The following is a 14874-nucleotide window of genomic DNA, read 5'->3' on the forward strand; positions in this document are numbered from 1 at the left end:
GAGCAACAGAATTTGTAGCAGAAATTGAATGAATATAAAGCCATGCAGCCATGAGAACTGTGGCAATCGAACGCGCCAAGCAGGAACTCGGACAGATTGAGGAGATTGCATGAGATTGATAGAGACAGGGAATTAGAACACTGGTCTTCTTGCTATACACAACAAGTTATCGCTAAACAAACGACCTCGAAACATTGAACTCGCTGGATAGTTCCGAGACGTAAATAGAATTCGTCCGCGATCGCTGTATTCCACCTGGATGTCAGTTAAACCACACTCTTGTGCAATCCGCCTAAGATCAATTTCGAGCAGCGCCGTAATGTGAGCCGGATAAAGTCCCGGAGCTTCTTGAAAGGCGTTAAACTGATCCTTCAACACCAACGTGAGTTTGCTCAGCAAACTCAACTGATTCGGGGTCGTCACAATGATATGTCCGCCTGGCTTAGTCAGCCGTACCAGTTCACGATAGAAAGCGCGCGGATTTTCCAAATGCTCGATCGTTTCAACTGACACGACTACATCGGCAAAACCGCCCTCAAGCTGAGTCATCGGTTCATCCAGGTTCTGAGCGATAAACTCTGTGCCTGCGGGGAATCCTTCATATCGAACCGCATCGATCCCAACATAGCGATCGCAGAACTTTGAGACAAACGGCTTTAGGTTTCCAGCTCCACACCCCACATCTAACAGAACAGAGCTGTGTGGACAATCTGCCAAGGCTCGCGCAACCATTTGATAAATCGCGACATTACTAATCCCTAAACTCTGTTCTGCGCGGGTAATCGTGTTCCTCATGGTACAAACCTCTGGTGAAGAATCAAGCTGTCTCGACGGCTGCTGTGTTGTAGTTGCGTCGGACGTATTCATGATATTTATGGGCAATGTGCGTTCCTGGCTTGAGGCAGTTCGCGACGACTCCTAACACTGGATTACCAGACAGTTGCAAGCCTCGTAATGCTTCGATCAATGCCGTTCGTCCCGTATTTCCTAACCCCACAACCAGCACACTGCCATCGGTTTGACCAGCGAGAATCAAGCTGTCCGAAAACCCCAAAACGGGTGGAGCATCATAAATAATCAAGTCGTAATGTTCCTTGAGTTCCTCCATCATCTGTTTCATCCGCGCGGAAGAAAGCAGGCGACTTGCATCGCTCTGAGCAGTTCCAGCCGTCAAAACAAACAGATTTTGCTCGATCGGCGAGGGTTGAATCAATTGATGCACCGAGATATCTGAAGTTAAGCATTGGCTTAACCCCTGTTCGTTCGGAACTTTTGCATAAGTGTGAATTTTGGAGCGGTACAAATCCGCGTCGACAATCAAAACCCGCTGTCCCATCGTTGCGGCTGCCAAGCCCATATTTAACGCAACCGTAGATTTCCCATCACTTGCCAATGCTGAAGCAACGACGACCGAATGCAATGGAGCCTGCAAGTTCGACATTGATAAGCTGAGGCTTAAACTCCGAAAGGCTTCTCGGAAAATTGCAGCATCTTCGCTTAAATCGATCGAGAAGGTTTGAGCAGGGTGAGTTGAAGCTTCGATCGACGCAGGCAAGTTTCGCAGCGATGTCATCGCAGGCAAGCTGAGTTCGCCCAAGTTTTTGTAGAAGGGAATTACGCTCAACAGCGGGAATTTTGTATCCTGCTTTAGATCATCTGCTGAGTACAACACATCATCGAGCTTGTCTACCAGTAATGCCGTAAGCACCGCGAGAAATAGACTCCCCACCAGTCCTAAACCTGCACTTTGCGGAATCGATGGGAAAATCGGGGCGGGGCGTTGACTCGGGGCAGCAATAATTTGCCAAGGCTGAGTATTTTGTGCGGCTTCGATTTGCAGACTCTCACGACTGGCGAGAAAGCGATCGAGACTATCGTTGGCGACTTTCAGTTCTCGCTGTAAATCGACATTCTGACGCACGAGCGCAGGAACCGTTCTCAGGCTGGCTTGAAGCTGTTCAGCCGTTCTCACTAGAGAAACATTCCTCGCCTCTAATGCTTTAATTTCATTACTCACGGTCACCAGTTGACGATTCAGTTCGATCAGCGCTCCGCTTAAGTTTCCTTGAGCTTGAGTCATGCCAGTCGTACTGAGGGTGCGCTTCGCTTCTCGCTCCATCTGCGCTAAAATGCCCTCTCGCCGCTTCATTAAAGCTTGTACTGGTGGAGCATCGGGAGTGAGCCGTTCTACATTAATTGAGAGCTGTGTCTCTATCTGCTGAAGCTGTTCGCGCAAGCCCTGGAATGTCTTTGATTCACTGAGAGCAGAGGACGCGATCGCGATTTCAGGACTATTGCCTACTTGCTTTCTCAGGGTAGTATATAGTGCTCTTAACTCAAATAACTTCGCTTGAGTCCCTTTCTGCTCTGACTCGATCTCTCCACTGAGCTTAATTAAGTAGCCTGCGCGATCTTCAGGATTGACAAGGTTGTTTTGTTCCCGAAACGACTCAAGTCTTCCCTGGATCTGGTTCACACGATCATAGAGATTAGGCAGTTGTTTCTCAACAAACTTAACGCCTTGCTGCAAATTGCGGCTTCGCAGTTGTTCCCCATATTGAAGATAGATTTCGGACAGCTTTTGAGCTACAAATAATCCTTGAGTTGCATCGTTATCCAGATAACTCACCTCAAGAATCTCGGTGTCTTTCAGACGTGTGAGCGAGAGATTACCCAGAAGTTGATCCGGTGTCAGCGAAGGATGGTCTTTTTTCAGTGAAGTTAACGCAGGTTCAAGTATCTGTGCGCTTCTGAGCACTTGCATTAAGGTTGTATAGTTAATGCCCGAACTCTGCTCTCCTAAAGGCGTTCCGAATTGTTGTCCCGGACTTGACTTTGTCGGTTCAATTAATAATCTAAACGTACTCATGTAAATGGGCTTACGGGTGACTGCCCACGCCATCGTTGTACTGAACAATATCAGCGCCACCGTCCCAACAAATACTTTACGTCGCCGCACTACGTCCCAGACTTTTTTCAAATCGAGTTCAGGGCGATTATCAGTGCCTTTAAAGCTGAGAAAGTGCAGGGAGTTCCCCGTTTCTTGGCTCAGATCAGATTGATACAACTTCGACAAGGGATTCTTACTCATGCAACTTAAGGATTTTTACTCATGCAACCTAGAAAGGGTAATCCGTGATGCCACCCGCGCACATCTGCTGACACATCACACTATGATCAAGTTGCGCCTAGTATTGATCAAGTTGCGCCCAGTATTTCATACCGTTTTGCTTTGAGAGTCCGTAAGAGTACTGAACCTGCTCCCTTGGAATTACGGAGAATCTAGGGATATTACAGAGTGTGAGTCGGACACGATCGCTTACTGTAAGTCAGCCTCCCCTGATTCTTTCTTACTTCGTTGATGTGACTGCATTATGAATGAAGCTCTCAATCGCTTGATGTCCCGCGTTTGTCTTGCGCTCACGGCAACCGCAGTCCAACCGTTTGCAGCACTGGCACAGTCTCCGATACCGACTGCCCGATCGATGCCGCTGCCTGTGTTGCAATCGTCGCCTGTTCCTCCGGGAGTGCAGCCTGCGCCGACTGCTGCGACAGTTGCCGTACCTGTCGATAGCAGCTATAAGCTGGGTGCAGGCGATCTGATGCGGGTGGAAATGTTTGATATCCCTGAGTTGACCTTTGAGCCGCGATATACGGTTTTGCTGGATGGCGCGTTGAATTTGCCCTGGGTTGGTGGCGTTTCGGTACAGGGATTAACGATTGCTCAAGCAACCGAACAACTGAAGGAGCGCTACAAGAAATTTGTGCAAAATCCGGTGATTACGGTCAGTTTGCTGGCACCTCGTCCTTTGAAGATTGGCATCATTGGGGCTGTGAATCGTCCGGGGTCTTATATTGTGAACACGATCGGCAGCGAAATCACACAGTCCAGTTTGGCGCAGCGGAGTTCTTTTGAAGGGGGAAGCCAATGGCCCACCGTTTCTAAAGCGATTCAGACCGCAGGTGGAATTGCTCAGATGGCAAACATTCGGGAGATCGAAGTCCGTCGCCCTCAAGTCGATGGTTCACAAGAAACAATCAAGATCAATTTGTGGAAGTATTTGCAAGCGGGTGAACTGGCGCAGGATGTACCGCTAAAAGACGGCGATACGATTTTTGTTCCAACTGCAACTAAACTTGATCCAACCGAGGTGAGCAGTATAGCCATGAGCAATTTCTCACCAGAGCAGATTCAGGTGAATGTTGTTGGTGAGGTGATGCGACCCGGAGGAGTGGCAGTGCGTCCGAATTCTACACTCATGCAAGCTGTTTTAGCTGCCGGAGGAATCAATCCAGGGCGAGGAAATCGAGCAAAGGTCGAGCTAGTTCGATTGATGCCGGACGGGAAAGTCGATCGGCGAGAGTTCAAGTTTGATGTGACAAGAGGATTAGACGAGGCTTCTAATCCGGCGATTCGTCAAAATGATGTCATTGTGGTCAATCGCAGTGCGACCGCGAAGGTGTCTGATTTGTTAGGTGCGGTTGTTAGCCCGATTACGGGAGCATTTGGACTATTACGGCTTTTATTAGGGAACTAATAGCGGGTTCTACTGAGCTAAAAAACTCCGACTTAAAAGATCGGGGTTTTTTACGTGATCGTTTGTGCGATCGTTGCTTTGCAATATGCCTACCCAGTTCTCAATGCTTCTACTCAGTTCAGACGCTGAATTGATAGGGCAGTGGTTGAGCTTGATCAGCACACTGTGAGAAACAACTAGAATTTTGAGCGATTTTTCGGCAAGCAGTTGAAATAACCGCACATTTACGTAGCTTCAAAAGAAAAGACACTCAGTACAATCCAATCACTGGAGTTCAAGCATCTACCAAGCTGCATTGTCTCTACAGCCGCCGCCTTGCTGCTTCTGTGTTGCATTGCTCTATTTTTTGCAATTTGCCTGTTGCCTACATTGTGACACTGCTATTCTTGCCATGTCTTACTTGCCAACCTCAGATCACCTTGTATCGTCCCATTCTATTCGCGCTGTAGAACGTGATTCAAGTGCTCCACTTCGGATTTGTCACTTATCAAAATACTATCCACCCCAGCCTGGAGGAATCGAAACTCATGTTAGAGCATTGGCAACTTCACAAGCTGGATTAGGCGCAAAAGTGGATGTTGTCTGTGTGAATGCGTGTGATCAAACAGGTCAAGAAACGAGCCGAACGACTACCATCGAAGAAGTCGATCGCAATGTTCGCGTGATTCGCTTAGGGCGATTGGGAACAGTAGCACGGTTTGATTTGTTTACTGCCTTTTCTCAGCACTTCAGCAGAAAGGATTTTTCCTATGATATTGCTCATTTACACGCACCCAATCCGGCAATGGCATTGCATTGGGCGTTAGCAAATTCTTCCGTGCCGCTCGTGGTGACGCATCACAGTGATATTGTGAAGCAGCAAGTCCTTAAGCATGTTGTAAATCCCTTATTAAACTATGTATATGAACGTGCAGCGCGAGTTCTGGTCACGAATCCGAGCTATTTAGCAGGGTCAACTTTTTTGCGTCCGTACCAAGGGCGCGTTGAAGTGTTGCCATTAGGAGTTGATTTGTCGGTCTATCGACAACCAAGTGCGGCTGCGATCGCGTATGAGAGAAAGCTTAGGGCTACATATCCAGGCCCAATTTGGCTTTGTGTAGGACGATTGGTTTACTATAAAGCGCTGCACATTGCAATTTCAGCCTTGCAAAAAGTCTCCGGAACTTTGATCATTGTGGGCAAAGGAGAGCTTGCTGAGTCCCTGCGGCAACATGCAATCGACTGTAGCGTAAGCGATCGTGTGGTGTTTCAGCGGCATGTCAGCCAGGATGAACTGATTGGAGCTTATCGTGCTGCGACCGCTTTATGGTTTCCGTCGAATGCTCGGAGCGAAGCATTTGGCTTGGTGCAAGTGGAAGCAATGGCGAGTGCTTGTCCTGTGATCAATGCAGCAATTCCGGATAGTGGAGTCACTTGGGTGAGCCGTCATGAAGTTGAGGGATTAACCGTGCCAGTGAATGATCCCGACGCACTGGCGAATGCTGCGAATCGATTGCTGCGAGAGCCACATCTGCGTGGTAAGTTTGCGATCGCGGCTCAAACCCGATCGCAGCAGTTTGACCAAGTGTTGATGGCGGAAGAAAGTTTACGAATCTATCAGCGGGCAATTCATCAAGGAGTGGTACAGCCAATTTTGGTTTAGATGAAGAGAGAATAGGTGATGAAAATTCTGCATTTGTATGCTGGAAATTTATTTGGAGGGATTGAGACCTATTTAGTGACATTAGCCAAGACTCAAACACTAATGCCACAAATGCAGCATGAATTCGGGCTGTGCTTTTCGGGGCGATTGATGAGTGAGCTTCAGCAGGCAGGCGCGATCGTGCATGAGCTGGGGGCGGTGAAAGTTCGCAAGCCTTGGACAGTGTGGGCAGCGAGATCGCGACTAAAAGCACTCTTGCGGCAAGGGTATTTCGATGTGGTGATTGCTCATGCTTGCTGGGTACAGGCAATCTTTGGAGCAGTGGTGAAAGCACAGAAACTGCCGCTAGTATTTTCTGCTCATGATACGGTATCGGGTCGTGGATGGTTAGAGCAATGGGCTAAAAGAACAGTTCCGCATCTAGTGATTGCGAATAGTGATTTCACTAGATCGACGCTCAAGCTTCTTTATCCATCGTCTCCTAGCTGCTTACTCTATCATCCGGTTTTAAATTCGGCTGATCCGGATCAAGCTTCATTGCGGCGATCGGTGCGATCGCAGTTTCAGACCCCCGATGATCAAGTTGTGATGATTCAGGCTTGCCGTTTAGAACCTTGGAAGGGGCATCGATTGTTGCTGTCAGCATTGGGACAACTTAAAGATGTGCCAAACTGGGAGACGTGGATTGTGGGAGGAGCACAGCGTTCGCATGAAAAAGCTTATCTAGCTTCGCTTCAGGCGGAAGCAAAAGCATTAGGGATTGATGGTCGCGTGAAGTTTCTAGGTCAGCGATCGGATGTACCAAACTTGTTAGCTGCTGCTGATATTCATTGTCAACCGAATAGTGGAGGAGAGCCGTTCGGGATTGCTTTTATTGAAGCACTGTATGCTGGACTGCCTATTGTTACAACTGCGATCGGGGCTGCACCAGAAATTGTGAATGATACTTGTGGGTGTTTAGTACCTGCGGGAGATCCAAGCGCGATCGCTCAAGTTCTAAAGCGATTAATGACGGACGCAACAGAGCGCGATCGGCTGTCGCAAGGTTGTGTCGATCGAGCAGTCGCGCTTTGTGATCCAGCACAACAATTAAGTAAGCTATGTAAAATTCTCAGCCTAGAGCTTTCACTTGAAGCTCCGGTACAAACACCAAAGCTAACGACTCGCTGATTTTATGGTAAAGCTTTCTCTCAATGGGAAAACTACGATCGACATTTTGTATCGTTTTTGAGCACTTGCATGAACAAACTACTCACAGCTACTCTTACCAGTGCCTTTCTGCTCTTAGGGGCGGCAAAAGCTTCTGCTCTTACCGTTCTCTACGATGGCTCTGCGGGCAATTTTCCAACGAATCAAGGCTGGTTTTCAAATGGAACTGGCTCTCAATCTTTTAGTAGTGGCGGCACAATTCTCGATACAAATGGTAGTAGTGGAACGGACTTTAGTATCCGAACTGGCTACGCTCGGACTCCTGGTTTGGCTCCCTTGGGTGTCAGCTTAGACGCAAATAGCGGATTTAATTTGCGGTTTGATTTGGAATTGCTGAATGAGGCTCGTAATAGCGCAGCGTCAAACAATACGGCAGTCGATAACACCGACGATCGTGCAGGTTTGAGCATTACTGTGATCAGTTCTGATGCTTCAAAAGCGATCGAGCTTGGATTTTGGACAGATCGAATTTGGGCGCAGCAAGATGGGGCAGTCAAAGCTGATCCAAGTACAACAAATCTTAATCCACCCACACCCATTAGCCCAAGTGGAACGCGGTTCACTCAAGCAGAAGGAGCTGCTTTTAATACGCAATCAAGCGTGAATCGTTATGACTTGTCGTTTTTAGGCAATAGCTATTTTCTCTATGTTAATGGCGATTACAGCACACCTCTACTCACAGGACGTTTGCGGGACTACCGACCCGAAGCTGCTTTTGGAGGAGTCTCAGCTATCTATGCAGCGCCTAACTCTGTGTTTATAGGAGATAATACAACTTCTGCAAGAGGGAGCTTTAGGCTAAATCAGGTCGAGTATTCTCCAACGCCAGTTCCTTTTGCGTTTAATCCATTGTTGGGGTTTGGTGTGATTGGACTGACTAGATTGCGTAAGATAATTGTCAAAAGGGCTAAACGTTAAGAGGGTTAGAAACGGTCAGCGCCCAAAGCTCTCAGCACAGATGCCAGGAAATCAAACCAAGCATCAGATCAAGTTAGCCTCACTTGGCGCAGGCTCCATCGTGGGAAAGCTGCGTTTCAATCACGATCGTTTCATAGTTTAGTTTTTGCAAAACTTCAGTGAGCAATTGTTTAGCGCTGTTGTTGGCTGATTCGAGAATATTGCTTTCACAAGCTTCTTGGCGGATGGCTGCGATCGCTTTGAGTTGCGCTTCTTCTTCCAGTTCGGCAGAGGCTTTGGGGGCAAACCATTCACTATAGTTTGCCAGAATGGTCGAATGTCCCACGTTTAGCCCGATGTCTCGAAGGTAAGGTGCAGGCAGCACTAGATGAACTTTACCCGGACTTACAGATTTCACTTGCAACTGTTTCAGATCAATCCCTGCTTGCACTTGGGATACGCCTTCGTAAACCAGGTTGGTTTGTCCAACTTGTAAGCCAAACACGTCACTCGGTTTTTCAATACGGATGGTCGCTTTAGCTGTCATTGTCGCTGAGGTGAGTTGATCTGCGTTTTGCAGTCCTGAGAAGATAAGATTTCTCAGCTCAACCGTGGTTGCGGAATGCGGTAGGAACTGTAAACCAAATAGACCGAGCATCAGAAGCACGATCGCGCTCACAATCAGCCACTTAAATTTCTCAACGATCGGATTGATCACCGTTTCCACACTTTGACTCAGCAACGCGTCCCAAAACCGCATAACCCTGCTCCTAAACTCCAGTGCTATTGGTGATTCTAGCTGAGAATAAGTTTGCCCGTTGTTAAGTACGCCGAGATCGATTCCATTTTGCAGTAGACTGAGCAAGACGCGATCGAACTTCAATAAAATGACAGGCTCTAAGATTGGTGTAGCAGTTGTTGGAACGGGATTTGGGCAGAAAGTTCACATTCCTGGACTTCAAGCACATCCACGGACTGAAGTGGTTGCAATCTATCATCGAGACGCACAAAAAGCACAGGCGATCGCACACGCTCATCAAATTCCTCACGCTTGCTCAACGATCGAGGAAGTTCTGGCACTGCCAAACCTTGATGCTGTCAGCATCTCAACGCCGCCATTTTTGCATTTCGACATGGCAAAAACGGCGATCGATGCCGGGAAACATTTGCTGCTAGAAAAACCCACCGCATTAAACGTGATTCAAGCAAAAGACTTGTATCGTCGATCGCTAAAGAATCGCGTTGTTACCAGCATGAACTTTGAGTTCCGTTTCGTTCCCGCTTGGCAGCATTTCGCGGATTTGCTCGCGCAAGATTACGTCGGACAGAAACGCTTAATCAAAATCGATTGGCTCGTCTCTAGTCGCGCTGATGCCTCTCGCCCCTGGAATTGGTACGCCTGCAAAGATCAAGGCGGCGGTGCGTTGGGCGCACTCGGCTCTCATACGTTTGATTACATCACGTGGCTGTTTGGTGAAGTCGATCGCTTAACTGCCAGTCTCAGTACCGCCATTTCGAGCCGTTTTGATCCCGCTACAGGCGAACTCAAACCCGTCGATTCCGATGACACTTGTAATGTCACGCTGGAACTGATAGATGGAACTCCCTGCCAAATCTGTATCAGTTCCGTTACCGCTCAAGGACGGGGACACTGGATTGAGGTGTATGGCGATCGCGGCACTCTCATTCTCGGCAGCGACAATCAGAAAGACTACGTTCACGGATTCAAGCTCTGGGGCGCCCCTATAGGACAAGAACTCGTAGAACTCGAAATTCCGCCGCACTTTGCGTTTAAGCAAGTGTTTGCAGATGGACGCATCGCGCCGTTTATCCGCGTCGTTGATCAATGGGTGTTGGGGATCGATCGCCAAGAGTCCCTTTCACCTTCCTTAAAAGAAGGCGTATATTCACAACTCCTGATGGATCTCGCGCACGAATCAAACGAGACTGGAACTTGGGTGAACGTACCGCAATGGTAAAGAGGTTAAATCTCCTCATCAGGTGCGACCTCTAAATACAAGCGAATGAACTCCGATGCCGCCTTCGGATTCACTGACTTTAACGCCTTATAAATTTCAACTACAACTTCAGCTAATGGATCACGCTCACCCCGGAGCCAGCGACTGAAGTTCGATCGATTCACCCCCATCATCGCCGACAGTTGATATTGCGTGATGCTGTGGGATTCAAGCACCTGCCTTAATGCGCTCCCTGCTCTTGACATAGTCTGCTCTGCATAACAGTGGATGCTTTGACTATATCGGTTTTTAACCTCTGTGCAAATAAATTGAATCGCACCTATGGTAGTCGAAGTATTTTTTAGGTGAGTCGATGTCTCAGCCACGCGCCCAATAGCGGCAAGGCAATCCGATAGCCCAACTCAGCTCCGTACACCAAACCCTTCTGCTCTAAGCTTGCTAGCGCTCCTTGCAGCCCGCCCCCCCGCGACAGATTGTGCTTCTGAATATACTCGCGGGCATGAGGGCTATCTGTCGGATCAAGCGCCAAGCTTTCTAGCACCCGGACTTGGCTATACGGCAACAGCAAAATCAGCGACTCAAACGTTACCGAAAGATCTTGAATCAGCCCGATCGCAGCGCGATCGACATGATGCGGCTGAATCACGGTGACTGGCTCAAAATTCTTGCGAACCGCTTCACGTTTGCCATACTCCAGCCAAATCCGCCGCGCCAGCGTAATCGCATCGCCAAAATGCCCCTGCACATAGTTGAGAAACAGCACTAAGCTCTCTGGTTCAAGCTCTAACCGCTCAGTCAGCATCGCTTGAGCAATCCAAGTTTGCATCGTTTTATTCGATATGGGACTTAGCGACACGACTGGCAATTCTTTCGTCTCTGTCCAACGCTCTGCCACAGTTGCGATCAGCGCATAGCTCACCCGACTCTGCCGCCGGACTTCCTGACGTAAATACTGCTCCCATTTATTCGACCGATCGAATGACCTCAGATGCGGAAAGTTCAGAAATACAATCACCACCCGACTGTCAAACCATTCTGCTAGGGCTTGTGGCAGCCTCAAAAGCGCCTCAAACAAAGCCCATTCCTTACCCGGTGACGAATGCCAGATAATCTGGGATCTGCCGCCCGTCGATCGCAAAATGAACGGATGATCTTTACTCCAGCGATCGATAAAGGTCAGCTCTTCGGGAGATTCAAACGTCGTGACGATCGCGTCTGCAAGTAACTGCAAGAATCGGCAATAATTTGTAGCGCGGAGACAGTCGATTTCTAGCACTTTTGCGCCACAATCACGAGCCGCCGCTCGAATCAGAGTACGCCGACCAATTCCGGGCACACCTGCTAAGAGCAGATCGCGATCGCTGAGCAAAATTCGACTGACTTGATCGAGTTCTTGATCTCGCCCGATTAACTGAGGGGGAAGAAACGGATGGCTCACCATTATTTAAAGTCGCAAATCTGCACTGCTCAATCTGTAACCTGCTCAATCTGTAACCTGCTCAATCTGTACCTTCAGACGCTTCACACCGGTATCCTGAAACGGTATTGTCTAGATTTTATAACGGATTTGGAAAAAATACTAATTGCTAGTGCTATGCTTTGTCTGTTGGGCACTATGTTAAAGTGCCACACGGCAGTTATCCCATAACTTCTGAGTCTCTTATGTCTGGTCATTCACTTCCGTCGCCAACCACAGCTTGGCATACCTTAGATACCACCCAATCGCTCTCAACCCTGAAAAGCGATGTCCAGTCGGGTTTAAGTGAACAAGAGGCGGCACTCCGCCTGGATCAATACGGAACCAACGAGCTAGAGGAATCTGGCGGTCGTAGCCCGTGGGAAATCTTGATCGATCAGTTCAAGAACGTCATGTTGCTGATGCTGATTGGTGTCGCTCTCGTCTCTGGAATTCTCGATCTGATCGCACTAACGCAGAACAATCTCAAGCCTGGTGAAGTGCCTTTTAAGGATACGATCGCGATTCTGGCGATCGTCGTGCTAAATGGTGCATTAGGGTATGTTCAGGAGAGCCGCGCTGAAAAAGCGTTAGCAGCACTTAAGCAACTTTCGTCGCCGAGGGTACGTATCCTGCGGGGAGGACGAGTCACCGAGGTCGATTCCAAGTATCTGGTGCCGGGTGATGTGATGCTGGTGGAAGCAGGGGTTCAGGTGGCGGCAGATGGGCGGATTCTCGAAGCGGCAAACCTGCAAATCCGAGAAGCAGCACTCACCGGAGAAGCCGAAGCCGTCAACAAAAACGCCAAGATTACGGTCAGAGAGGATGCGATGCCTGCCGATCGGATCAACATGATCTATCAAGGCACTGAAGTAGTCAACGGTCGCGGCACGGTGGTAGTGACCGGAACCGGAATGCGAACGGAACTCGGAAAAATTGCTGCACAAATTCAGGGTGTGGAATCGGAGCCGACTCCGTTGCAGAAGCGGATGGATCAGTTGAGTAAAGCGCTAGTGACAGGGGCACTGGTACTGGTGGCGATCGTCGTGATCGGTGGCTTGATTATTACTCGCGATTTCAGCAAACTGCAAAACTTGCTGCAAACCTCGCTCAGTATGGCGGTGGCAGTCGTGCCAGAAGGCTTGCCTGCGGTCATTACAGTAACGTTGGCGATCGGAACTCAGCGCATGGTGCGTCGGCAAGCGTTGATTCGGAAGCTGCCTGCGGTAGAAACGCTGGGGTCTGTGACGACGATTTGTTCTGATAAAACCGGGACTTTGACCCAGAACAAAATGGTGGTGCAATCGCTGCATACGATTAGCTCCAGTCCAAAGATTACAGGTGAAGGCTATGCACCCGACGGCGAATTTCTGCTCAATGGATCGAGAATTATTCCCGCAGATCAGCCGGAATTGAGAGCCTTGCTTCTCGCTTGTACCTTGTGTAACGATTCGATTCTGCAACAAGAAGGCGGACAGTGGATTATTATCGGTGATCCAACTGAGGGAGCGTTGTTAACGGCTGCGGCGAAAGCAGGATTAGAGCGCGATCAGTGGAGCAGCAAACTTCCGCGGGTTTCAGAGTTTCCGTTCTCGTCCGATCGCAAACGCATGAGTGTGATCGTCAAAGATGCCGCAGGCTTACTGCAATCGGAAACAGACTTTCTCTCTACGCCTTTCTTGATGTTCACGAAAGGATCGCCAGAAATTGTTCTAGAGCGCTGTCATCAGATTCAGATTGGCGATCGCGTCGAGCCAATTACTCAAGCTCAGCGCGCTCAGATTCTTCAGCGCAACAATGAACTTGCTGGAAACGGTCTGCGGGTCTTGGGATTCGCTTACAAGCCTCTGAAAGAAGTGCCGCCAGAAACTGCCGACGAAGCTTCAGAGCAAGGATTAGTCTGGTTAGGCTTGGTGGATATGCTCGATGCGCCGCGTCCTGAAGTGCGCGAAGCGGTGAAGCGATGCCGCACCGCAGGCATTCGTCCGGTAATGATTACTGGAGATCACCAACTGACCGCCAGCGCGATCGCACAGGATCTGGGCATTTCCAAACCCGGAGATGAAGTGCTAATTGGGCGCGAACTTGAAGTGATGAGCGACCAAGAACTCGAACAGAACGTCGATCGCGTCAGTGTGTATGCGCGGGTTGCACCGGAACACAAGCTGCGGATTGTAAAAGCGCTCCAGCGTCGGGGACAAATTGCCGCAATGACCGGAGACGGAGTAAATGATGCCCCTGCACTGAAGCAAGCAGACATCGGGATCGCAATGGGAATTACCGGAACCGATGTGAGTAAAGAAGCTTCGGATATGGTGCTGCTGGATGATAACTTTGCGACGATCGTCGCTGCGACCGAAGAAGGGCGCGTGGTTTATACCAACATTCGCCGCTTTATCAAGTACATTCTGGGATCGAACATTGGGGAAGTGATTACGATCGCCGCTTCAGTGGTGTTAATTCCAGCCGTCGCTGCCACCGGAAGCGTCCCGCTCACACCGCTACAAATTCTGTGGATGAACCTTGTAACCGATGGGTTACCTGCGTTGGCGCTGGCGGTTGAACCGGCAGAACCGAACGTGATGAACCGTCCGCCGAACAATCCGGGAGAAAGCATTTTTGCGCGCGGCTTGGGGACGTACATGATTCGGATCGGGATTGTGTTAGCGATTCTCGCGATTTCAACGATGGTCTGGGCGTACAATTACACGACGACAAACTTCGGCGGCAACTTGGATGCCGATCGCTGGAAAACGATTGTGTTTACGACTCTATGTCTCGCACAGATGGGACACGCGATCGCAATTCGCTCCAACAATCGATTAACGATCGAACTGAATCCGTTTACCAATCTCTATGTTTGGGGCGCGGTGATTTTGACTTCGATTCTGCAATTGTTGTTAGTGTATGTTGCGCCGCTACGCGCCTTCTTCGGCACACACTATCTACCGTTCAACGAATTGATGGTTTGTGTGGGTGTGAGTGCATTGATGTTTGTGTGGATTGAACTAGAGAAGTTATTCTTCCGGTTCTATTTCAGCCAGAAGCGCTAAGTTCAATTTCTCATCAGCCTTAAGCCGCTCTCAGATCGAGGGCGGCTTTTATGCTTGATTTGATACACTTGGGAAGAATTCGGGGATTATCCGAATTCCG

The 14874-nt window shown here is 49.1% G+C and carries 11 protein-coding genes; 6 read left to right on the forward strand and 5 right to left on the reverse strand.

Annotation, left to right across the window (positions count from 1 at the left end; genetic code table 11):
- Nucleotides 1-132 precede the first annotated feature (132 nt).
- Both H6F51_06010 and H6F51_06015 read right to left on the reverse strand, forming a co-directional pair.
- A complete protein-coding gene (locus tag H6F51_06010) occupies nt 133-795 on the reverse strand; it encodes a class I SAM-dependent methyltransferase (GenBank protein MBD1822052.1) in 663 nt (220 codons plus the stop codon).
- A 22-nt stretch (nt 796-817) separates the two neighbouring features.
- The gene (locus H6F51_06015) at nt 818-3091 is read right to left on the reverse strand and encodes a polysaccharide biosynthesis tyrosine autokinase (protein MBD1822053.1); all 2274 of its coding nucleotides are present in this window, start codon (nt 3089-3091) and stop codon (nt 818-820) included.
- 307 nt (nt 3092-3398) lie between these two features.
- Between H6F51_06015 and H6F51_06020 the strand changes: the two genes are divergently transcribed.
- From H6F51_06020 to H6F51_06035, 4 genes are all read left to right on the forward strand, one after another.
- Nucleotides 3399-4538: a polysaccharide biosynthesis/export family protein gene (locus H6F51_06020; protein ID MBD1822054.1), complete on the forward strand. Its 1140-nt coding sequence runs from the start codon at nt 3399-3401 to the stop codon at nt 4536-4538.
- A 391-nt stretch (nt 4539-4929) separates the two neighbouring features.
- Nucleotides 4930-6180: a glycosyltransferase gene (locus tag H6F51_06025; protein ID MBD1822055.1), complete on the forward strand. Its 1251-nt coding sequence runs from the start codon at nt 4930-4932 to the stop codon at nt 6178-6180.
- 18 nt (nt 6181-6198) lie between these two features.
- On the forward strand, nt 6199-7350 hold the full coding sequence (locus tag H6F51_06030) for a glycosyltransferase family 4 protein (GenBank protein ID MBD1822056.1): 1152 nt from the start codon (nt 6199-6201) through the stop codon (nt 7348-7350).
- 69 nt (nt 7351-7419) lie between these two features.
- Nucleotides 7420-8307: a hypothetical protein gene (locus H6F51_06035; GenBank protein MBD1822057.1), complete on the forward strand. Its 888-nt coding sequence runs from the start codon at nt 7420-7422 to the stop codon at nt 8305-8307.
- 79 nt (nt 8308-8386) lie between these two features.
- Here the strand turns inward: H6F51_06035 and H6F51_06040 are convergent, their stop codons facing one another.
- Nucleotides 8387-9046, reverse strand: coding sequence for a DUF4230 domain-containing protein (locus tag H6F51_06040; GenBank protein ID MBD1822058.1), 660 nt, complete (start codon nt 9044-9046; stop codon nt 8387-8389).
- Between the two features lie 127 nt (nt 9047-9173).
- Between H6F51_06040 and H6F51_06045 the strand changes: the two genes are divergently transcribed.
- Complete coding sequence (locus H6F51_06045) at nt 9174-10265, forward strand: Gfo/Idh/MocA family oxidoreductase (protein MBD1822059.1); 1092 nt, start codon at nt 9174-9176, stop codon at nt 10263-10265.
- Nucleotides 10266-10270: 5 nt separating this feature from the next.
- Here H6F51_06045 and H6F51_06050 read toward each other — a convergent pair whose 3' ends face one another.
- On the reverse strand, nt 10271-10510 hold the full coding sequence (locus H6F51_06050) for a helix-turn-helix transcriptional regulator (GenBank protein ID MBD1822060.1): 240 nt from the start codon (nt 10508-10510) through the stop codon (nt 10271-10273).
- 95 nt (nt 10511-10605) lie between these two features.
- Nucleotides 10606-11706, reverse strand: a complete 1101-nt coding sequence (locus H6F51_06055) for an ATP-binding protein (GenBank protein ID MBD1822061.1) — start codon at nt 11704-11706, stop codon at nt 10606-10608.
- 221 nt (nt 11707-11927) lie between these two features.
- Between H6F51_06055 and H6F51_06060 the strand changes: the two genes are divergently transcribed.
- Nucleotides 11928-14774 (forward strand): cation-translocating P-type ATPase, encoded by a 2847-nt coding sequence (locus H6F51_06060; GenBank protein MBD1822062.1) that lies wholly within the window; start codon nt 11928-11930, stop codon nt 14772-14774.
- The last annotated feature ends 100 nt before the right edge of the window (nt 14775-14874 follow it).

It is taken from the genome of Cyanobacteria bacterium FACHB-DQ100, from assembly GCA_014695195.1.
Taxonomy (GTDB): domain Bacteria; phylum Cyanobacteriota; class Cyanobacteriia; order Leptolyngbyales; family Leptolyngbyaceae; genus Leptolyngbya.